Origin of the sequence: Candidatus Pantoea deserta, from assembly GCF_003813865.1 — a bacterium.
GTDB lineage: Bacteria > Pseudomonadota > Gammaproteobacteria > Enterobacterales > Enterobacteriaceae > Pantoea > Pantoea deserta.
Genome location: NZ_RMVG01000002.1, coordinates 260,970 through 279,493, shown reverse-complemented (window position 1 = coordinate 279,493; position 18,524 = coordinate 260,970). Strand labels below are relative to the sequence as shown.

General features: G+C 58.9%; 18 protein-coding genes, 1 tRNA gene and 1 pseudogene. 13 read left to right on the top strand and 7 right to left on the bottom strand.

Annotated elements, in window-relative coordinates:
- Positions 1 to 229: 229 nt before the first annotated feature.
- Together eat and BBB56_RS03920 are read left to right on the top strand one after the other, a co-directional pair.
- Positions 230 to 1,594 carry an ethanolamine permease gene (gene eat / locus BBB56_RS03925; RefSeq protein ID WP_123798992.1) on the top strand — a complete coding sequence of 455 codons (1,365 nt, stop codon included), beginning with the start codon at positions 230 to 232 and terminating at the stop codon, positions 1,592 to 1,594.
- A gap of 63 nt (positions 1,595 to 1,657) precedes the next feature.
- Positions 1,658 to 2,998 (top strand): aspartate aminotransferase family protein, encoded by a 1,341-nt coding sequence (locus BBB56_RS03920; RefSeq protein WP_123798990.1) that lies wholly within the window; start codon positions 1,658 to 1,660, stop codon positions 2,996 to 2,998.
- 337 nt (positions 2,999 to 3,335) lie between these two features.
- Here BBB56_RS03920 and BBB56_RS03915 read toward each other — a convergent pair whose 3' ends face one another.
- A complete protein-coding gene (locus BBB56_RS03915; protein WP_123799426.1) occupies positions 3,336 to 4,277 on the bottom strand; it encodes a LysR substrate-binding domain-containing protein in 942 nt (313 codons plus the stop codon).
- Between the two features lie 165 nt (positions 4,278 to 4,442).
- Between BBB56_RS03915 and BBB56_RS03910 the strand changes: the two genes are divergently transcribed.
- Genes BBB56_RS03910 through BBB56_RS03900 form a run of 3 tightly spaced genes read left to right on the top strand, consistent with a single transcriptional unit; the run spans position 4,443 to position 6,329 of the window.
- Entirely contained in the window at positions 4,443 to 5,177 is a 735-nt protein-coding gene (locus BBB56_RS03910) for a YqcI/YcgG family protein (protein ID WP_233592985.1), read from the top strand.
- The gene (locus tag BBB56_RS03905; RefSeq protein ID WP_123798986.1) at positions 5,174 to 5,803 is read left to right on the top strand and encodes a LysE family translocator; all 630 of its coding nucleotides are present in this window, start codon (positions 5,174 to 5,176) and stop codon (positions 5,801 to 5,803) included. The genes BBB56_RS03910 and BBB56_RS03905 overlap by 4 nt, the downstream gene beginning before the upstream one ends.
- Before the next feature lie 22 nt (positions 5,804 to 5,825).
- Entirely contained in the window at positions 5,826 to 6,329 is a 504-nt protein-coding gene (locus tag BBB56_RS03900; RefSeq protein ID WP_123798983.1) for a DUF1543 domain-containing protein, read from the top strand.
- A gap of 225 nt (positions 6,330 to 6,554) precedes the next feature.
- On the opposite strand, the gene BBB56_RS03895 is transcribed toward BBB56_RS03900, so the two are convergent.
- Positions 6,555 to 6,998, bottom strand: coding sequence for a TOBE domain-containing protein (locus BBB56_RS03895; RefSeq protein WP_123798981.1), 444 nt, complete (start codon positions 6,996 to 6,998; stop codon positions 6,555 to 6,557).
- A gap of 236 nt (positions 6,999 to 7,234) precedes the next feature.
- Here BBB56_RS03895 and BBB56_RS03890 point away from each other — a divergent pair.
- Positions 7,235 to 7,471: pseudogene (locus tag BBB56_RS03890) on the top strand (tyrosine-type recombinase/integrase); the annotation flags it as partial.
- Between the two features lie 15 nt (positions 7,472 to 7,486).
- Here BBB56_RS03890 and BBB56_RS03885 read toward each other — a convergent pair.
- Positions 7,487 to 7,563: transfer RNA gene (locus tag BBB56_RS03885), tRNA-Arg, on the bottom strand.
- 181 nt (positions 7,564 to 7,744) lie between these two features.
- Between BBB56_RS03885 and folD the strand changes: the two genes are divergently transcribed.
- Together folD and ybcJ are read left to right on the top strand one after the other, a co-directional pair.
- Complete coding sequence (gene folD / locus BBB56_RS03880; RefSeq protein WP_123798980.1) at positions 7,745 to 8,611, top strand: bifunctional methylenetetrahydrofolate dehydrogenase/methenyltetrahydrofolate cyclohydrolase FolD; 867 nt, start codon at positions 7,745 to 7,747, stop codon at positions 8,609 to 8,611.
- A complete protein-coding gene (gene ybcJ / locus BBB56_RS03875; protein ID WP_123798978.1) occupies positions 8,611 to 8,823 on the top strand; it encodes a ribosome-associated protein YbcJ in 213 nt (70 codons plus the stop codon). Before folD ends, ybcJ begins: the two co-directional genes overlap by 1 nt.
- A gap of 23 nt (positions 8,824 to 8,846) precedes the next feature.
- Here ybcJ and BBB56_RS03870 read toward each other — a convergent pair whose 3' ends face one another.
- Positions 8,847 to 9,944, bottom strand: a complete 1,098-nt coding sequence (locus tag BBB56_RS03870) for an AAA family ATPase (RefSeq protein WP_123798976.1) — start codon at positions 9,942 to 9,944, stop codon at positions 8,847 to 8,849.
- 35 nt (positions 9,945 to 9,979) lie between these two features.
- Positions 9,980 to 11,365, bottom strand: a complete 1,386-nt coding sequence (gene cysS / locus BBB56_RS03865; RefSeq protein ID WP_123798974.1) for a cysteine--tRNA ligase — start codon at positions 11,363 to 11,365, stop codon at positions 9,980 to 9,982.
- A 217-nt stretch (positions 11,366 to 11,582) separates the two neighbouring features.
- On the opposite strand from cysS, the gene ppiB reads away from it, so the two are divergent.
- From ppiB to purK, 4 genes are all read left to right on the top strand, one after another.
- Positions 11,583 to 12,077: a peptidylprolyl isomerase B gene (gene ppiB / locus BBB56_RS03860; protein WP_123799424.1), complete on the top strand. Its 495-nt coding sequence runs from the start codon at positions 11,583 to 11,585 to the stop codon at positions 12,075 to 12,077.
- Complete coding sequence (gene lpxH / locus BBB56_RS03855; RefSeq protein ID WP_123798972.1) at positions 12,077 to 12,793, top strand: UDP-2,3-diacylglucosamine diphosphatase; 717 nt, start codon at positions 12,077 to 12,079, stop codon at positions 12,791 to 12,793. Before ppiB ends, lpxH begins: the two co-directional genes overlap by 1 nt.
- Before the next feature lie 131 nt (positions 12,794 to 12,924).
- Entirely contained in the window at positions 12,925 to 13,434 is a 510-nt protein-coding gene (gene purE / locus BBB56_RS03850; RefSeq protein ID WP_123798970.1) for a 5-(carboxyamino)imidazole ribonucleotide mutase, read from the top strand.
- Positions 13,431 to 14,495: a 5-(carboxyamino)imidazole ribonucleotide synthase gene (gene purK / locus BBB56_RS03845; RefSeq protein ID WP_123798968.1), complete on the top strand. Its 1,065-nt coding sequence runs from the start codon at positions 13,431 to 13,433 to the stop codon at positions 14,493 to 14,495. The genes purE and purK overlap by 4 nt, the downstream gene beginning before the upstream one ends.
- Positions 14,496 to 14,824: 329 nt before the next feature.
- Here the strand turns inward: purK and ybbP are convergent, their stop codons facing one another.
- The gene (ybbP, locus tag BBB56_RS03840; RefSeq protein ID WP_123798966.1) at positions 14,825 to 17,242 is read right to left on the bottom strand and encodes a putative ABC transporter permease subunit YbbP; all 2,418 of its coding nucleotides are present in this window, start codon (positions 17,240 to 17,242) and stop codon (positions 14,825 to 14,827) included.
- Positions 17,239 to 17,925, bottom strand: a complete 687-nt coding sequence (gene ybbA / locus BBB56_RS03835; protein ID WP_123798964.1) for a putative ABC transporter ATP-binding protein YbbA — start codon at positions 17,923 to 17,925, stop codon at positions 17,239 to 17,241. Before ybbA ends, ybbP begins: the two co-directional genes overlap by 4 nt.
- Here ybbA and tesA point away from each other — a divergent pair.
- Positions 17,893 to 18,519, top strand: coding sequence for a multifunctional acyl-CoA thioesterase I/protease I/lysophospholipase L1 (gene tesA / locus BBB56_RS03830; RefSeq protein WP_123798962.1), 627 nt, complete (start codon positions 17,893 to 17,895; stop codon positions 18,517 to 18,519). The two genes, ybbA and tesA, sit on opposite strands and share 33 nt — an antisense overlap.
- Positions 18,520 to 18,524: the final 5 nt, after the last annotated feature.

Sequence of the window (18,524 nt, the reverse complement as noted above, 5' to 3'; positions counted from 1 at the left end):
TGCGTGTGGATTCAGCATGGCGCTGAACCATCCCTGCACGCTTGACAGGAGAGCAGGCAAAAATTGACTTCAGCAGAGTGAAGACGGACCAGGCAGGGGCAACTTGACCCCAGCCGACGAGTTTCTGTTTTCTGCGGTCAAGTTTTTCTGTTGGCACTGTGTCCATCATCTACCCGTCAGCTTTTCAGGCATCGCCTTTTTCACTTTACACAGACGGGGGAACGCAGTGATGAAAGAGAAACTGAAACCCACCCTGGGCACCCTGCAACTCTGGGGCATCGCCGTAGGCCTGGTTATATCAGGAGAGTATTTTGGCTGGAGCTATGGCTGGGGCGCTGCGGGTACCCTGGGCTTTCTGGTCACGACGGTTTTCGTCGCCGCCATGTACAGCTGTTTTATCTTCAGCTTTACCGAACTGACGACCGCTATTCCGCAGGCAGGCGGTCCCTTTGCTTACAGTCGTCGCGCCTTTGGCGATACCGGAGGCTTGATTGCGGGAATAGCCACGTTAATCGAGTTTGTGTTCGCGCCCCCGGCCATCGCCATGGCGATAGGCGCCTACCTCAATGTGCAGTTTCCGGAGGTGAACCCCAAACTTATCGCGGTCTGCGCCTACCTGATCTTTATGGGGCTCAACATCATCGGGGTAAGCATTGCGGCCACCTTTGAACTGCTGGTCACTTTGCTGGCGGTGATTGAATTGCTGGTGTTTATGGGCGTGGTGGCGCCAGGCTTCAGTCTGGCGAATTTTGTGGCGCACGGCTGGGCGGGACAGGAGGCGTTCTCCCTGACATCAGTGTCCGGCATGTTTGCCGCCATCCCCTTTGCTATCTGGTTTTTTCTGGCTATCGAAGGCGTTGCTATGGCGGCCGAAGAGGCCAAAAACCCGCGCCGCACGATTCCTCGCGCCTATATCAGCGGCATTTTAACGCTGGTGGTGCTGGCAATCGGCGTCATGGTGTTTGCGGGCGGCGCAGGCGACTGGCGCACGCTGTCCGGCATTAACGATCCCCTGCCGCAGGCGATGAAAATGCTGGTCGGTAACGATTCGCGCTGGATGCACATGCTGGTATGGATTGGGCTGTTCGGACTGATCGCCAGCTTTCACGGCATTATCATGGGCTACTCTCGCCAGTTCTTCGCGCTGGCGCGGGAAGGCTATTTACCGCCGTCGCTGGCGAAGCTGTCGCGCTTCAACACGCCGTATCGGGCGATTCTGGCGGGCGGCGTGGTCGGCATCCTCGCGATTTTCTCGGACGGCATCAGCTTTCAGGGAATGAGCCTGACCGCAGCGATGATCACGATGTCGGTATTTGGCGCGATCGTCATGTACATCATGAGCATGCTGAGCCTGTTTAAACTGCGTCGTACGGATCCCACACTGGCGCGCAGCTACCGTGCGCCGGGCTATCCGGTGATCCCTGGCATCGCCCTGTGCGGCGCGGTGATTTGCCTGATCGCGATGCTGTGGTTTAACCCGCAGATCGGCGCGCTGTTTGTGGGCTTTATGGTGGCTGGCTATCTCTATTTTCTTACCACCCAGTCCCGCCGCGGCGCTATCGCGCAGACCTCTGTCGCCGCAGAAACCGACTAACGCTTATACAAGCCCTGCCGCGCTTTGCGCGCAGCAGGGCGGCACAAACATCAAGGAGTCACGATGACGGTACGATCAACCATTATGGATACCAACAGCTTTCGTGCTGAACACGCGGAAACGCTGGCGCCGGACATTCGACAACTGACCGATAAGCGCAGCCAGGTGCTGGGCGAGTCCTATCGGCTGTTTTACCGCAATCCGGTGCATCTGGTGCGCGGACAGGGCCAGTATCTGTGGGATAAGGCAGGCAATCAGTATCTGGATATGTATAACAACGTCGCCAGCATTGGCCACTGTCATCCGGCGGTCGTGGACGCGGTGCACAAGCAGATGATGCAGTTAAATACGCATACGCGTTATCTGCACGAGTCGATCCTGGCGTACAGCGATCGCATTCTGGCCACTATGCCCGCTGAAATCGATCGGGCCATGTACATGTGTACTGGATCCGAAGCGAACGATCTGGCTATCCGCATTGCCCAGTGCTGGAGCGGCGGCACGGGGATCATCGTTTCAAAAGAAGCCTATCACGGCACCAGCGCCCTTACCTCCGGCGTTTCGCCTGCGCTGGGCAGCGGTCAGCCGCTTTCACCGCATACCCGGCTGGTCGCGCCGCCCGATTTTTATCGCATCCAGACGGCGGATCAGGGCGCATGGTTTGCGCAGGAGATTCAGAAGCAGATTGATGACATGACCGCGCAGGGTATTAAGTTTGCGGGCTTTCTTGCCGACTCGATCTTCTCGTCAGACGGCGTTTTACCCGGCCAGCCCGGCTTTTTGAAGCAGGCGATAGATGTCGTGCATCAGAACGGCGGCATCTTTATTGCCGACGAAGTGCAGCCGGGTTTTGCCCGCACCGGCGAGGCCTTCTGGGGCTTTGCCCGACACGGCGTGGTGCCCGATGTAGTGACCACCGGCAAACCCATGGGGAACGGCATTCCGGTATCGGGGTTAATGGCGAAAGCGCCGGTCATGGCGGCGTTTAGCGATGCGCTGCCCTACTTTAATACCTTCGGCGGCAATCCGGTCTCCATGGCGGCGGCGCATGCGGTCATGGATGTGATTGAACAGGAGGCGCTTCAGGCGCACAGTCTGAAAACCGGCGCCGCGCTTCTGGCGGCCCTGCAATCGCTCCAGGCGACCTACCCCTGCATCGGTGAAGTGCGCGGCGCGGGTCTGTTTATTGGCTTTGAGCTGGTGAAAGACAGGGAAAGTAAGCAGCCTGATAAGCGTCTGGCGCTTGACCTGGTGGAGGCGCTGCGCGAGGAGTTTGTGCTGACCTCCGTTGCCGGGCCATACGGCAACGTGCTGAAAATCCGCCCACCGCTCTGTTTCCAGACGCACGACATCGACTGGGTAGTCAGCGCGATGGATCGCTGCCTGAGGAAATTACAGGGCTGAACCATTAAAACGCCGGAGCGCGCGTAACCGGTTTGCCGCCTTAACGGCGAGCCTTAAGGGGGAACGGCGGCAGACGGAAGCGGTAACCTCAGCCGTCAAAGGCTGTATAACCTGAGTATATGTGGTCCGATATCCGTCGGGCCACATAAGACACCTGACAAGCGGGAGCCGGAGGACAGATCCAGGCTGTGGCTGTTATCCGCCGTTGTCCAGCAGTCAGGATTTAGCAACCAGCCCTCGCCAGAAAGATAACCCTTCGGCTGGAAAAAAGGGCTCGACAGCGCCGGCCCCCTACTTAACAACATTATTATTTTGGTTCTGAGAAAAGCCTACAGGCTTAACTTCTGTCTACAGGTTTCAGGGGCATTTCTTCCCTTTTAATGAAAATAAGGTCGCCCTCAGGCAAGGCCCTGACATGAAGCCTTAACCAGCTGAGCAGTAGCTCAATATTGCTCTTTTTTACTGAGTCTCGTGGCCAGACAAGATAGTAAGCATCCCCGGTGGCCACCGCCTCATTAAACGGAAGAGAAAGAAGCCCGCCGTTAATGGCGTCCAGACTCAGCAGAAGATCGCCTACCGATACGCCGTGACCACTCAGGGCGGCCAGATTTCCCTGTTCAAGCGTGTCAAACACCTTGCCCCCGGTCAGATTCAGTCCGGGAAAGCGCCCTGTCCCTCTCAGCCATCTGCGCCAGTCGCGCCGGTCGGGCGATGGGTGAATCAACTCACACTCCGGGAGCTGGTGCCGTGCTTTATCCAGCATTGCCGGCGAGCAGACCGGGATCAGCCATTCATCAAAGAGCGCTCTGCTTTCGGTCGCGTCACCAAAGTTTCCGTTACCGAGCAGAATGGCGCAGTCATATGGCTCGCTTATAAAGTCCACGCTGTCCGTGTCCATCCACACGCTGGTGATTTCGGTACGAGGGGTGACGTGGTTTTCCCGAAAAGCATTAAGCACGTCAAGCAGCCAGCGCATGGTAAGCGTTGAAGGCGCCTTAAGTCGTAAAAGCTGGCGGTTGCTTCTGAAAGCGTGACAGGCCCGTTCGATGTTCAGAAAACCTTCTGTCAGCTGACTGGCAAGAAGCCGCCCGGCTTCACTCACCTTTACCCTGGGCCCGTTCCTTGTAAAAAGCTCGCAATCAAACCAGGCCTCAAGGGTACGTATATGCCTGCTCACCGCTCCAGGCGTGATATTGAGTAATTCTGCGGCCTTGCTGAAAGAGCCGAGGCGTGCGGCGGCTTCAAAGGCGCGCAGAGCATAAAGAGGTGGTAAGGGCATGGCGTTCTTCATTGTGAGTTTAAGTCACATTAAGCGAGAGTTTTATCCGTTTTTCAACCCTCTTCAGTGAGGCAATAATCTGGCGCGACGAAATGGATTGCCGGAGGGTTAACAGTGGATGACGTGTTGTTTAAAACAGGAACAATCATCAGGCAGGCTGACCTGATGATGCTCAGCCGGGATGCCGACAGCCATTGCCTGATGCACGACTGGAAAACAGAGGGTTTTCGCGATATCGCTTTTCGGCTTGCCGACCGGGAATTTCCCTGCCTGTTTGCCCGTCATGCGTGGAAGTCTGAAACGCTGCTGTTTGGCCTGATTAGCCAGCAAGCGACTGAAAAGGATCTTCTGGCGGTGATGCAGCAATTTGTTCACCGCACGAAAACGCTGCCGGAAGAAGCCCGGCTTTACAGTCCGCTGATACTGATATTCGAACGCTCAGGTCTGCACACGCTCGCCGAAGCGCAGCAGTTCGCCTGGCAGCAGCTACAGTTTTTGCATGATAACGACACTCACTCCTGGCCTGAACATATTCCTGAAAATCCGCAGGACAGTGCCTGGTCGTTCTGCTTCGGCGGTGTGGAGCTGTTCGTCAATATAAGCTGTCCGGGACATTCACGGCTGCGAAGCCGTAATCTGGGCAAGCGAGCGGTACTCATCATCAATCCCCGTCCACACTTTGACATTCTGGCCAGTCAGCGCGATCCCAAAGGGATTAAGATAAGGGAAAAAATACGCCACCGCGTCTGTAACTACAACAACGGCTACGTTCCGTCTGAACTTGGTTTTTACGGGGATGAGAACAGCCTGGAATGGAAACAGTATCAGCTTGACGAACCCGGCGCTCTGAATCTCGCGCGCTGTCCTCTGCATATACGAAAAGATAAACCTGAACAATGAACCTGACCCTGCTGATCGCTTATATCCTGGCGGTATTAATGCTGCTGCTCACTCCAGGCCCGGTGGTGGCGCTGGTGACCGGCACGGCGGCACGTTACGGCAGTCGCAAGGCGTTTGCCACGGTCACGGGCACAAACGGCGCATCGCTGGTGCTGATTATGCTTGCCGCGCTGATGCTGGCTGGCGTCATTTCTCTTTCCCCGCTGTTTCTTTATCTGCTGGGAACGGCAGGCTCGCTGTATATCGGCTGGGGAGCGGTTGCCAGCATCAGGGCCGTTTTTGAGAAGTCATCTGCTAAAGAAACGACGCCGTTACGTGAGTCGGGTGGCTTTGTCCGGGGGTTTTTAACGGGAATTTCTAACCCCAAAGATATTCTTTTCTTTGTCGCTTTTTTTCCGCAGTTCATCGCGGTCACGCAGGACTTTACCACCAGCATTATGACGCTTTCTCTGGTATGGATTTTTTTCGACTTTACCGTTTTATCGTTTTATATCCTGATGATAAGGCGCTGGGTGCCGGAGCGGCATGGCGGGCGTATCGAGCTGATCTCTTCTCTGTTCCTGCTTGCTGTTTCGCTATGTGGTATCGTATATAACGCTAATGAAATTTTTACCTGCTATGCCTGACGCGTAGCAAAAGGAGAAAAGCGTGAATCTGTTTATGTTTTACATCGGCGGCAATGCCGGCCGATCCAATATTGAAGTGCATGATGTGCAGTTCGTGGCGGCAGAAAAGCCGGAGGACGCCTGGCCGGCGCTGCGTGAAGCCTGGTTTGGCGATGCTGACAAATTACACATTGATGGCTATGCGCGAGTTACCTGGGCCGATGGTTATGCCGTGACTCTGGCGGATATGCCGTCTGAAAACAGCAAACGGCTGTGGTTCGTTAACGCCGGTGCCTATCATCCTTCGTCTCTGGCAGAGCTACACGCCTTTGACCTGTTTGTGGCGGAAAACAGCAAAGAAGCTAAAAAGAAAGGTCTGGCAACGCTGCTCAACGGCGCGCTCCATCAGCATAAAGATAACCTTAAAGATGTGGATGACTGCATTTTGCTGGAGAAGGTGGCAGATAAATATATTCATCTCACCCTCGCAGAAAACGGCACGCCTTTTAAGCCTGAATGGCAGGGCTATCAACCTATCGGTCAGTAAGATAACCGGCGGCCGCCCGGTTCTATATAACAACATGGAAAGGTTGCGGCTTTCTTTATGCCGCGGTTCTGCTGCTCTGCCGGGTCTGAGGAGAGGGATTAACCGATTAGCAAAACGCTTTTATATAGCCAGGCGTACCGTTCAAAAAGGAAGCCTGTCTCTTCACAACGAGGATAGCATTCATAACAGCGGCGCAAATCAGACGCCGTCCTGTGCAGAAAAAACTTATGCTGATGTGCCCGGCTGTTTTACTGCAAGCAATACAGAAGACGCTTTAATCAGGGCAACAACTCTTTTTCCCTCACTAATATCCATCTCTGCCATGCTTTCGTTTGTAATTACAGCAGTCAGGTTCGAACCTTCATCTGTCAGAATGTGAATAGTGGCGTTAACCGCACCCTTTTCAAGCGAGGTGACCTGACCTGGATACTGATTACGGGCTGAAAACAACATGCCGTTATCCTCAGAAGCAAGAATAATCCAGGGGGCTTTGACAAGTGCTATTACTTCTTTCCCTTTCTCCAGACCCAGCCTGAGCCTGCTGCTACTGGTCACCACAGAGACCAGTCGCCCCCCTTTATCAAGGGCAATCTCAATTTCATCATTAATGGACCCGGGGTGAATTGCAGAAACCTTTCCGTGCAGCTGATTACGTGCAGAAACTGACATATCATTCTCCTTATATGCAGGACGATAATCATCCCCGAAAGTGTATATGAAAACCGGCTTCATTATGTCCGCCCGGCCGTGCGTTGATGGCATAAAGCGGACGGCCGACATGAGCTTCCCCGCATGGCTAAAGGTCATATCAGGAACAAGCAAGTACACCCCGGCGCTCTTTGAGAGCTTATGTGGGTCTTTGAGTCTGGCAGAATTTATCAGGCGAGCGCTCAGTTTCAATTCTGGATGTCTGTTTTCACGACCTGAAGCATACGTGGGCGAGCCTGCTGATTCAGTCTGGCGTTCCGCTGTCTGCATTGCAGGAAATAGGCGGATGGGAAAGCATCGAAATGGTACAGCGGTATGCGCACCTGGCGCCCAGCCATGTTACGGAGCATGCGAGACATATTGATGCAATTTTTGGTATTCGCGTCCCCAATCTGTCTCATGGGGAAAATTTGAAAGCAGGAGGGAGCAAGTAACTTATTGATTTTAAATGGCACGCCCTACAGGATTCGAACCTGTGACCTACGGCTTAGAAGGCCGGTGCTCTATCCAGCTGAGCTAAGGGCGCACGGGGATGGCGAGGATTATACGGCGAGACCTCAACGAGTCAACGGTTTTGGCCGTTTGTGCGACGCGTATGCCGAAGAATCAGACAACCAGCGGCGATTCAAAACCTGACAGCACGTCACGCTTCTGACAGAATAGGCGCCTTTCCCCGATTTAACACAACACAGTGGATTTCCTCTCTGATGGCAGCAAAAATTATTGACGGTAAAACGATTGCGCAGCAGGTGCGCCTTGAGGTTGCGGAAAAAGTAAAGCAGCGTCTGGCAGCCGGTAAACGCGCCCCTGGTCTGGCAGTCGTTCTGGTAGGCGAAAACCCGGCATCGCAAATTTACGTAGGCAGTAAACGCCGCGCCTGTGAAGAAGTGGGCTTTGTCTCCCGCTCGTACGATCTGCCCGCCACCACCAGCGAAGCAGACCTGTTACAGCTGATCGACGATCTGAATGAAGACCATGAAATCGACGGCATCCTGGTACAGCTGCCGCTACCGGCCGGTATCGATAACGTCAAAGTGCTGGAACGCATCACCCCTGACAAAGACGTCGACGGTTTCCATCCTTACAACGTTGGTCGTCTCTGCCAGCGCGCGCCCACGCTACGCCCGTGCACGCCGCGCGGCATCGTAACGCTGCTGGAGCGCTACAATATCGACACTTACGGTCTCAACGCGGTAGTGGTCGGCGCATCCAATATCGTTGGCCGTCCGATGAGCATGGAGCTGCTGCTGGCGGGCTGCACCACCACCGTAACCCACCGCTTCACCAAAGATCTGCGTCACCACGTCGAGCACGCCGATCTGCTGGTCGTAGCGGTCGGCAAAGCCGGCTTTATTCCGGGAGACTGGATCAAGCCAGGCGCGGTGGTGATCGATGTCGGCATTAACCGACTGGAAAGCGGCAAAGTGGTAGGCGACGTCGATTTCGACACCGCGTCCGAGCGCGCCTCTTACATCACCCCTGTGCCGGGTGGCGTCGGACCCATGACCGTTGCTACGCTGATTGAAAACACGCTGCACGCGTGCGAAACGTATCACGATAAAGAGGAAGCGTAATGGCGAGCTTTTCACTGGGTAAATTCCCGCACGTCGACCTGTGCGATCTGCTGAAGCTGGAAGGCTGGGTCGAGAGCGGCGCGCAGGCGAAAATCGTTATTGCTGACGGTGAAGTCACCGTTGACGGCGCGGTCGAAACCCGTAAGCGCTGTAAAATCGTGGCCGGACAAACCGTTGAGTTTGCCGGACAGCGCGTCACCGTTACCGCCTGACCCGCGGCGCCCTGCGGGGCGCCCTACTCCTCCGCAATACGCGTCTCGCCCTCAACCTGCTCCAGCCGAATATGATTCACCGGCGCATGCTGCGCAATCAGGTGCGCCAGACGCGGCGAATGGCTGGTGATCCACAGCTGACAAAACTGGCTCGCCTCGGCAATCAGGTGCGCCAGCGCGGGCAGCAGATCGTCATGCAGGCTATTCTCCGGCTCGTTAAGCGCCATAAACTGCGGCGGTCTGGGGCTGAGCAGCGCCACGACCAGGCAGAGAAAGCGCAGCGTGCCGTCTGAAAACTCTACGCTGTCGAGCGGACGCAGCACGCCGCGCCGCGACATCTGCATTTGAAAGCGGCCGTTCTGCACGTCAACATGAAACTCGCAGTCGGGAAATGCCTGAGCGGTCACCGCATACAGCAGCTCATGATGGCCGCGCTCAACTATCGTCGCCCAGGCGGCCGCGAGATTGCTGCCATCGTGCGCCAGCACCGGCGAGCGTATCCCGATCTGCGGCGCGCGGATCGGCGAGCCGGGCCAGACGGCAAACTCATGATAAAAGCGCCACTGTCGCAGCCGTTCGCGCAGCTGTGACAGCTCAGGGTAGCGGTGCGGCTCGCCCAGCTGGCCGAACAGCGACTCGTCGGGATGGAGCGCCGCCGGATAGGACACGCGCTCACCCTCGACGTTATGCAAAAACGCCGTCTGGTTCTGCCGCTGCATAATGCAGGAGGAGGGTCTGCGCCGCTGACCGCTCAGCCAGATACTCTCCTCTTTTACCAGCGGATCGAGGTTGAACAGCGAGGTGGCCAGCGGCTCTGGAAACCCCATATCGAGCTGATAGTCGAGATCGTCCATCTGCGCCGCCAGCGTCAGGCGCTTCGGGTCGTGGCGTCGATCGCCGCGCCGCAGGCCGCCCGCCCACATCACTTTCTGAATCCCGCCCTCTTCCGCCAGCGCCGCCGCCAGCCGACCGCAGGCGGCGTCATGCAACAGTTTGACCGCTTTATAGAGGTTGGATTTACCGCAGCCGTTCGGCCCGCTGATAACGTTAAGCGGCTTTAGCGACAGCGTTAGCTGTCGCACCGAGCGAAAACCACGAATCTCAATTTTTTCAACCGGCATAAAAAAAGGGCGCTTGCGCGCCCTCCTCTCTGATATTACTTACGACGCCAGGTCGAGCCTTGCGGCCCGTCTTCCACGATCACGCCCAGCTCGTTCAGCTTGTCGCGCGCCACATCGGCCTGCGCCCAGTTTTTCGCTTTACGCGCCTCGGCGCGCGCCTGCACCCAGTGTTCAATCTCGGCCACTTCGTCAGCGTTGCTCTGCGCGCCGCTTTGCAGGAACTGTTCCGGATCCTGTTGCAGAATGCCCAGCACATTAGCGATGTCGCGCAGCTTCGCCGCCAGCGCATTCGCCGCATCGCGGTTCTCGCCTTTCAGGCGGTTCACCTCGCGCGCCATATCGAACAGCACGGAGTAGGCTTCTGGCGTATTGAAGTCATCATCCATCGCCGCACGAAAACGCGCGTCAAACTCTTCGCCGCCTGCGGCCGCTACGGCGCGATCGGTGTGGCGCAGCGCGGTGTACAGGCGCTCCAGCGCCGCGCGCGCCTGATTCAGGTTCTCTTCGCCATAGTTAAGCTGGCTGCGGTAGTGGCCTGACATCAGAAAGTAACGCACCGTTTCGGCGTCGTAATGCTTCAGCACGTCGCGCACGGTAAAGAAGTTGCCCAGCGATTTCGACATCTTCTCGCGATCCACCATCACCATGCCGGAGTGCATCCAGTAATTTACATAAGGGCCGTCATGGGCGCAGGTAGACTGCGCGATCTCGTTCTCATGGTGCGGGAACATCAGATCGGAGCCGCCGCCGTGAATATCGAAGTGCGCGCCAAGCTGTTTACAGTTCATCGCCGAGCACTCGATATGCCAGCCCGGACGGCCATTGCCCCACGGAGACGGCCAGGCCGGCTCGTCGGCTTTTGACATCTTCCACAGCACGAAGTCCATGGGATTGCGCTTCACGTCGGCGACTTCCACGCGCGCGCCGGCCTGCAACTGCTCCAGATCCTGACGCGACAGCGCGCCGTAATCGGCATCGCTCGGCACGTCAAACATCACGTCTCCGTTATCGGCGACGTAGGCGTGACCGCGTTCAATCAGACGCTCCACCAGCTCAATAATCTCCGCGATATGGCGCGTGGCGCGCGGCTCCTGATCCGGCGGCAGGATGCCGAGCGCGGCGAAATCCTTGTGCATTTCGCCGATCATGCGGTTGGTGAGCGTTTCAATGCTCTCGCCGTTCTCGTTGGCGCGCTTAATGATTTTGTCGTCGATGTCGGTGATATTGCGCACATAGTTAAGACGATAGCCGCTGTAGCGCAGATAACGCGAAACCACGTCGAAGGCCACAAAGGTACGTCCGTGGCCAATATGACAAAGGTCGTACACCGTGATACCGCACACGTACATGCCGACTTCACCAGCATGGATAGGCTTAAATTCCTCTTTCTGTCGACTCAGGGTGTTATAAATCTTTAGCATTGAACAGTTCCGTTTAGACGAGTGCGGTAAACACTTTTATCAGGTTATTCAGTTATTGTGCCGTATTTTTCACGCTTGCGCGACGGCAGCGTGCCTGGAGCGTTGCGGGCGGGCTGACGCGTCATCGGAATTTATGATATAAGAGGCGTCGACAAAAATGGCCAGCCGGTTTTACGGCGGCCAGACAGCTGACGACAACCTTTACAGGACGAGAATGATGGTTACCTTCCAGACCAACCACGGCGACATCGTAATTAAAACCTTCGACGATAAAGCGCCTGCTACCGTGCAAAACTTCCTCGAATACTGCCGTGAAGGTTTTTATGACAACACTATTTTCCACCGTGTCATCAATGGCTTTATGATTCAGGGCGGCGGTTTTGAGCCGGGCATGAAGCAGAAAGCGACCAAAGCGGAAATCCGCAACGAAGCGAACAACGGCCTGAAAAATACCCGCGGCACCCTGGCTATGGCGCGTACTTCCGCTCCGCACTCCGCCACCGCGCAGTTCTTTATCAACGTTGCCGACAATGACTTCCTGAACTTCCGCGACGAAAGCCTGCAAGGCTGGGGCTACTGCGTCTTTGCTGAAGTGGTAGAAGGCATGGACGTGGTCGATAAAATCAAAGCGGTCTCAACCGGTCGCAGCGGCATGCATCAGGACGTACCGAAAGATGACGTTGTTATTCAGAAAGTGACCGTCAGCGAGTAATGTCGCGCACTCTGTTTATCGCAGATTTGCATCTGTGCCAGGAAGAACCGGCGATTACCGCCGGTTTTCTGCGTTTTCTGGCCCGCGAAGCCTCGCACTGCGACGCGCTTTATATCCTTGGCGATCTTTTCGAAGCCTGGATTGGCGATGACGATCCCAACCCGCTGCACCAGCAGGTTGCCGACGCGCTGCGTGCGCTGCCGGTTCCGGTTTACTTTATCCACGGCAACCGCGACTTTTTGCTGGGCAAGGCGTATGGCCGCGCCAGCGGCATGACGCTGCTGCCGGAAGAGCAGGTGCTGGAGTGCTATGGCCATCGTCTGCTGATCCTGCATGGCGATACCCTCTGCACCGACGACGCGGGCTATCAGCGTTTTCGCGCAAAGGCGCATCAGCGCTGGCTGCAACGTCTCTTCCTCGCCCTGCCGCTGTTAGTGCGAAAACGCATTGCCGCACGGATGCGCGACGGCAGCAAACAGGCGAATCAGCACAAGTCGCTGAGCATTATGGACGTCAACGCTCAGGCGGTTGCGGCGACCATGCAGCGCCAGCAGGTCAGGATGATGATCCATGGTCATACCCATCGCCCGGCTATACATCGCTTTACCCTCGCTAACCAGCCTGCCGAACGTGCCGTCTTAGGCGCATGGCACGAGCGCGGCTCTATGATCCAGCTCGACGCCAGCGGTATTAGCCTGATTGAATTTGACTGGTGAAAAGCGGCGTAAACTGCCGCAAAAGCAGGGACGCAACCGTTTTCCTCGCTGCTTTCTCATGCTATTCTCTGTGCCCTTCTTTACCTGACCGACCGGCCAGGTTCGTTTGTTTATTCACAGGAGTTGACCGCATGTCATCCAACGCCGCCCCGGCCCGCATTGCCATTGTAATGGGTTCCAGAAGTGACTGGGCTACCATGCAGTTCGCTGCGGACATTCTCACCAGCCTGGACGTGCCCTTCCATGTCGAAGTGGTCTCCGCACACCGCACCCCCGATAAACTGTTCAGCTTCGCCGAAACGGCGGCGGATAACGGCTTTCAGGTGATTATCGCGGGCGCAGGCGGCGCGGCGCATCTGCCGGGCATGCTGGCCGCGAAAACCCTGGTGCCGGTGCTGGGCGTGCCGGTGCAGAGCGCGGCGCTGAGCGGCGTTGACAGCCTCTACTCTATCGTGCAGATGCCGCGCGGCATTCCGGTCGGCACCTTAGCCATCGGCAAAGCCGGCGCGGCCAATGCAGCTCTGCTGGCCGCGCAGATCCTGGCGATCCACGACGCGGCGCTGGCCACGCGCCTCAGCGACTGGCGTCAGGCGCAGACCGACGAGGTGCTGAATAACCCGGACCCGCGGGAGGAAGCATGAAGCCGGTTTGCGTACTGGGTAACGGCCAGCTGGGCCGTATGCTGCGTCAGGCGGGCGAGCCGCTGGGTATTGCCGTCTATCCGGTGGGGCTTGACGCCGAACCCGACGCGCTGCCGATTGCGCAGAGCGTGATTACCGCCGAGATCGAGCGCTGGCCGGAGACCGCGCTGACGCGCGAGCTGGCGGTGCATCCGGCGTTTGTTAACCGTGATATTTTTCCGCGCCTGGCCGACCGCCTGACGCAAAAACAGCTGCTCGACCAGCTGAACCTCGCCACGGCGCCCTGGCAGCTGCTGGCGGATAAAAGCGAGTGGCCGCAGGTCTTCGCCTCGCTGGGCGAACTGGCGATCGTTAAGCGCCGCACCGGCGGCTATGACGGTCGCGGTCAGTGGCGGCTGCGCGCGGATGAGACCGCCGCGCTGCCCGATGAGTGCTACGGCGAGTGCATTGTCGAGCAGGGCATCAACTTTTCTGGCGAAGTGTCGCTGGTGGGCGCGCGCGGTCAGGACGGCCGCACGGTGTTCTACCCGCTGACGCACAATCTGCATCAGGAAGGGATTCTGCGCGCCAGCGTTGCCTTTCCGCAGGCGGATGCCGCGCAGCAGACGCAGGCCGAAGCGATGCTCAGCGCCATTATGCAGGAGCTGAATTATGTCGGCGTGATGGCGATGGAGTGTTTCGTGACGCCAGAAGGCCTGCTGATTAACGAGCTGGCGCCGCGCGTGCACAACAGCGGGCACTGGACGCAGAACGGCGCCTCCATCAGCCAGTTCGAGCTGCATCTGCGCGCCATTCTGGGGCTGGCGCTGCCGCAGCCGGTGGTTTTCGCGCCCTCGGTAATGGTGAACCTGATCGGCACGGCGCTGAACAGCGACTGGCTACAGCAGCCGCTGGTGCACCTGCACTGGTATGACAAAGAGGTGCGTCCAGGCCGCAAGGTGGGCCATCTTAACCTGACCGACAGCGACAGCGCGCGACTGACCGCCGCGCTGAAGGCGCTGGCGCCAATGCTGCCGCCGGACTATGCCAGCGGCATTGCCTGGGCGATTGAGACGTTCTGACGCTGCGCCAGGGCTGCCGGTGAAGCGCCGTATAGCCAGCCCCGAATAGTCAGCCTCGAATAGCCTGGCCCAGTCGCCGGGCTGCCGGTAACGCGCGCGCATAGCTGGTGCGAATCGCCAGGCTCCGGTAACGGGGCCGCGCGAATAACCCGGCTCGATCGTCACAACGGCCTCCCGGCCCGTATGGCTACACCCCTTCTCCCTGAGGCGCGCCCGTAACGGGCCAGCGCCTCAGGCGATTCAAAATGCATCCGCCGTTTGCCTTTGACAGGGGCGCTCTCTGCTCAGCGCCCGGTTATCCGCTCGCAGGCGCCGGCGGCGAACTGACGTCAGGCTGATTCCATGCTGCGAAACAGCGCCCTGCCGCGCAGCAGCCGCACGCCCAGCCAGCCGCCGCACAGCGACAGCAGCAGCGCGCCGCACAGCGGCAGCGCCAGCCACAGCGTCCAGTCGGGCTGCCACAGAAAATCAAAAATTTTACGCTGCAACGCCCACAGCGCCGCTTCCGCGCCCAGCGCCGCCGCCACGCCGGCGAGGCCGCCAAGCAGCGCGAACTCCCACCACAGCGTCGCGCGCAGCAGCTTTTTACCCGCGCCAAGCGTGCGGCACACCACCAGCTCCTGACGTCGCTGCCGCATTCCGACCTGAATCTGCGCCAGCAGCAACAGCACGCCGCAGATCGTTACCAGCACCACCATAATCTCCAGCGCCTGGCTCACCTGGGTCAACACCTGACCGATCTGCCGCATAATGCTGCCAATATCCAGCAGGCTCAGCGTTGGAAACGCGCGGTTAAGCTGCGCCAGTAAGGCCGGATCGTTATCCAGCCGGAAGCTGGTAAGCCAGGTTTGCGGCTGCGCGTCGAGCGCGCCAGGCGGGAAGATAAAGAAAAAGTTAGGCCGCAGGCTCTCCCAGTCCACCTTACGCAGGCTGGTAATCTTCGCGCTAAACGCCTGGGTATCGCCGGTAAAGGTCAGGGTATCGCCCAGCCTGACGCCGAGCCGATCGGCCAGCTCGACCTCCATTGATACTTCGCCCGGTCCGGGCGGCCAGCTTCCCGCCACCAGCGGATTGTGATCCGGACGCTCACTCATCCACGTCAGATTCAGCTCGCGGTTCAGCGCATTGTCCAGACTGGGATCGGCCTCTTTGCCATTCAGCGCCGTCAACCGCACCCGCGCAATCGGATAAAAGGTCTCGGTTTTGACCTGATGCGAGGCGAGAAAATCGCGCACCTGCGGCACCTGATCCTGCGTCATATTAAGCAGGAAAAAGTTCGGGCTGTCGGGCGGCAGCTGCTGTTGCCAGCGATCCAGCAGGTCGCCGCGCATCACCAGCAGCAGCGCCAGCAGCATAAAGGAGAATGAAAAGGCCGCCAGCTGGCTCAGCGTCATCGCTGGCTGACGCAGCAAACGGTTGATCGCCAGCCGCAGCGCCAGGCCGCGCACCGCCAGCCGTCGCAGCAGCAGCAGCGCGCCCCAGCCGAGCAGCGCCAGCAGCCCCGCCAGCGCCCCGACGCCCAGCAGCAGCGCCCACAGCATCTTGCTGCCGCCCACCAGCAGCGCCAGCAGCGCAACCACCAGCGCCGCCATCGCCGGAATGTAGCGCTTCAGCGGCCAGAGCGTCGCCACCGCGTCACGCCGCAGCACGCGCAGCGGCTGCGTCGCCAGCAGCAGGCGGTAGGGGCGCAGCCCCACCAGCAGCGAAATCACAAACAGCGAGCCGACGGCCCAGAGCCACGGCCAGCCGCTGGCAGGCGGCAGCGTAGCGGGCAGCACCGGCTTCAGCATCTGCATCAGCAGCGCCTCGACGCCCAGTCCCAGCGCCCCGCCCCCCAGGGCGGCCAGCAGCAGCACCGCCAGCCACTGGCCGATAATCAACCGCTGTAGCGCGCCGCGCGTCGCGCCCAGGGTTTTCAGCACCGCCACCAGATCGTAGCGGCTGCGGCAGTAGTGGCTCATTGCCACCGCCACCGCGGCAATCGCCAGCATCAGCGTCAGCAGCGCGGACAGCAGCAGAAACTGCTGGGCGCGCTGCATCGACCGGCCCAGCGCATCCTCTGAATTTTCCACGCTAATCCAGCGCTGATCGGCCTTAAGCTGCGGCTGGATCCAGCGGTCATAGCGCGCCAGCTGCGCGGCATTGCCGGCAAACTTATAGCGCCACGTCAGGCGGCTGCCGGGCTGGATCGCGCCCGTTTTCTGCGCGTCACCCAGGTTAATCAACAGGCGCGGCGCCATCTGAAACGGGTTAAAGCCGCCGTCTGGCTCCTGAATCACCTCGCCCGCGATGCGCAGGCTGGCGTCGCCGACATCCAGCCTGTCGCCGACCCTGAGGTTAAGCAGCGCCATCAGACGCGGCGCGGCCAGCGCGGTGCCGGGCTGAGGTTTCAGGCCTGGAGGATCGGTTTGCAGCTCGCCAAACATCGGATAGTGGTTATCCACCGCCTTCACCGCCGCCAGCTGCGGCGTCTCACCAGCGAAGGTCATGGTCATAAAGCTGAGCTGTCCGCTGACGCTCAGCCCCTCTTCCCGCGCCTTCGCCAGCCAGGCTTCCGGCGCCGCCGCGCTGCTGCGCAGCGTGCGGTCGCCCGCCATAAAGTCGCGGCTCTGCTGGCTCAGCCCCTTCTCCATACGGTCGCTGATGGTGCCGAGCGCCAGCACGCAGGCCACCGCCAGCGTCAGCGCCAGCCAGACAATCAATAGCGAGGGCGAACGCCACTCGCGCCAGAACCAGCGCCAGATCATCGCTCCTCCCACACTTTGCCGTCGCGCAGGCGCAGGCGACGGTCGCAGCGCGCCGCCAGCTGTTCATCATGCGTCACCAGGATCAGCGTGGTGGCGTAGTCGCGGTTGAGGGAAAAGAGCAGATCGGCGATGCGGTCGCCGGTTTTGCGATCGAGGTTGCCGGTCGGCTCATCGGCAAACAGCAGACCTGGGCGACCGTTAAAGGCGCGCGCCAGCGCCACCCGCTGCTGTTCGCCGCCGGAAAGCTGCGCAGGCAGATGCGTCAGGCGCTCCCCCAGCCCCAGCTGAATAAGCAGCTCGCGCGCCTGCTCGCGGCTCTGGCGGTCGCTGTCGCCGCGCAGTAACGCGGGCAGCTGCACGTTTTCCAGCGCATTGAGCGTCGGCACCAGCATAAATGACTGAAAAACAAAGCCGACCTGCGTCGCCCGCAGGGCGGCGCGCTGCTCTTCGTCCAGCCGGTGTAGCGGCTGGCCCAGCAGATTCACCTCGCCGCTGCTGCCGTCGTCAAGGCCCGCCAGGATACCCAGCAGCGTGGATTTACCGGAGCCGGACTCGCCGATTAGCGCAATGGTCTCGGCCCGTTTGACAATGAAGTCAACTCCGGTAAGGATGGTCAGCTGGTGTTCCCCCTGACCGACGGACTTTGTAAGATGATGAACTTCAAGAATGTTTTCCGCTGGCATTACTCTTTCCTGTTTTTCGCTCTTTTGCTGGCGTCGCATATCGCCGCAGCGAACACCTTATTAGTTTTAGGCGACAGCCTGAGTGCGGGCTATCGCATGTCGGCCAGCGCGGCCTGGCCGAGCCTGCTGAACACGCACTGGCAGCAGCAGCCAAAAGTCGTCAATGCCAGCATCAGCGGGGATACCGCTGCGCAGGGGCTGGCGCGCTTACCCGCGCTATTAAAACAGCATCAGCCGCAGTGGGTGTTAATCGAACTGGGCGGTAATGACGGCCTGCGCGGTTTTCCGCCGCAGAGCATTGAGCAAAATCTGCGTAAAATCATCGACGACGTAAAGGCGGCGAACGCCAGCCCGCTGCTGATGCAGGTGCGTCTGCCCGCTAACTACGGGCGGCGTTATACGGAAGCGTTCAGCGGGATCTATCCCAGACTGGCACAGCAGTACAACATTCCTCTGGTGCCCTTTTTTATGGAGCAGGTCTATCTGAAACCTGAATGGATGCAGCAGGACGGCATCCATCCGAATCCTGACGCGCAGCCCTTTATCGCCGAGCTGATGGCGAAAGAGCTGGCTCCTTTAGTTAAGCACGAGTAACCGAC

Coding starts and splice junctions, on each gene's coding strand:
- purK (WP_123798968.1), top strand. CDS start 13,431: ATGAAGCCGGTTTGCGTACTGGGTAACGGCCAGCTGGGCCGTATGCTG.
- BBB56_RS03920 (WP_123798990.1), top strand. CDS start 1,658: ATGACGGTACGATCAACCATTATGGATACCAACAGCTTTCGTGCTGAA.
- BBB56_RS03895 (WP_123798981.1), bottom strand. CDS start 6,998: ATGTCAGTTTCTGCACGTAATCAGCTGCACGGAAAGGTTTCTGCAATT.
- ybbP (WP_123798966.1), bottom strand. CDS start 17,242: ATGATCTGGCGCTGGTTCTGGCGCGAGTGGCGTTCGCCCTCGCTATTG.
- lpxH (WP_123798972.1), top strand. CDS start 12,077: ATGTCGCGCACTCTGTTTATCGCAGATTTGCATCTGTGCCAGGAAGAA.
- tesA (WP_123798962.1), top strand. CDS start 17,893: ATGATGAACTTCAAGAATGTTTTCCGCTGGCATTACTCTTTCCTGTTT.
- ybcJ (WP_123798978.1), top strand. CDS start 8,611: ATGGCGAGCTTTTCACTGGGTAAATTCCCGCACGTCGACCTGTGCGAT.
- cysS (WP_123798974.1), bottom strand. CDS start 11,365: ATGCTAAAGATTTATAACACCCTGAGTCGACAGAAAGAGGAATTTAAG.
- BBB56_RS03905 (WP_123798986.1), top strand. CDS start 5,174: ATGAACCTGACCCTGCTGATCGCTTATATCCTGGCGGTATTAATGCTG.
- BBB56_RS03915 (WP_123799426.1), bottom strand. CDS start 4,277: ATGCCCTTACCACCTCTTTATGCTCTGCGCGCCTTTGAAGCCGCCGCA.
- folD (WP_123798980.1), top strand. CDS start 7,745: ATGGCAGCAAAAATTATTGACGGTAAAACGATTGCGCAGCAGGTGCGC.
- ybbA (WP_123798964.1), bottom strand. CDS start 17,925: ATGCCAGCGGAAAACATTCTTGAAGTTCATCATCTTACAAAGTCCGTC.
- BBB56_RS03910 (WP_233592985.1), top strand. CDS start 4,443: ATGATGCTCAGCCGGGATGCCGACAGCCATTGCCTGATGCACGACTGG.
- BBB56_RS03870 (WP_123798976.1), bottom strand. CDS start 9,944: ATGCCGGTTGAAAAAATTGAGATTCGTGGTTTTCGCTCGGTGCGACAG.
- eat (WP_123798992.1), top strand. CDS start 230: ATGAAAGAGAAACTGAAACCCACCCTGGGCACCCTGCAACTCTGGGGC.
- ppiB (WP_123799424.1), top strand. CDS start 11,583: ATGGTTACCTTCCAGACCAACCACGGCGACATCGTAATTAAAACCTTC.
- purE (WP_123798970.1), top strand. CDS start 12,925: ATGTCATCCAACGCCGCCCCGGCCCGCATTGCCATTGTAATGGGTTCC.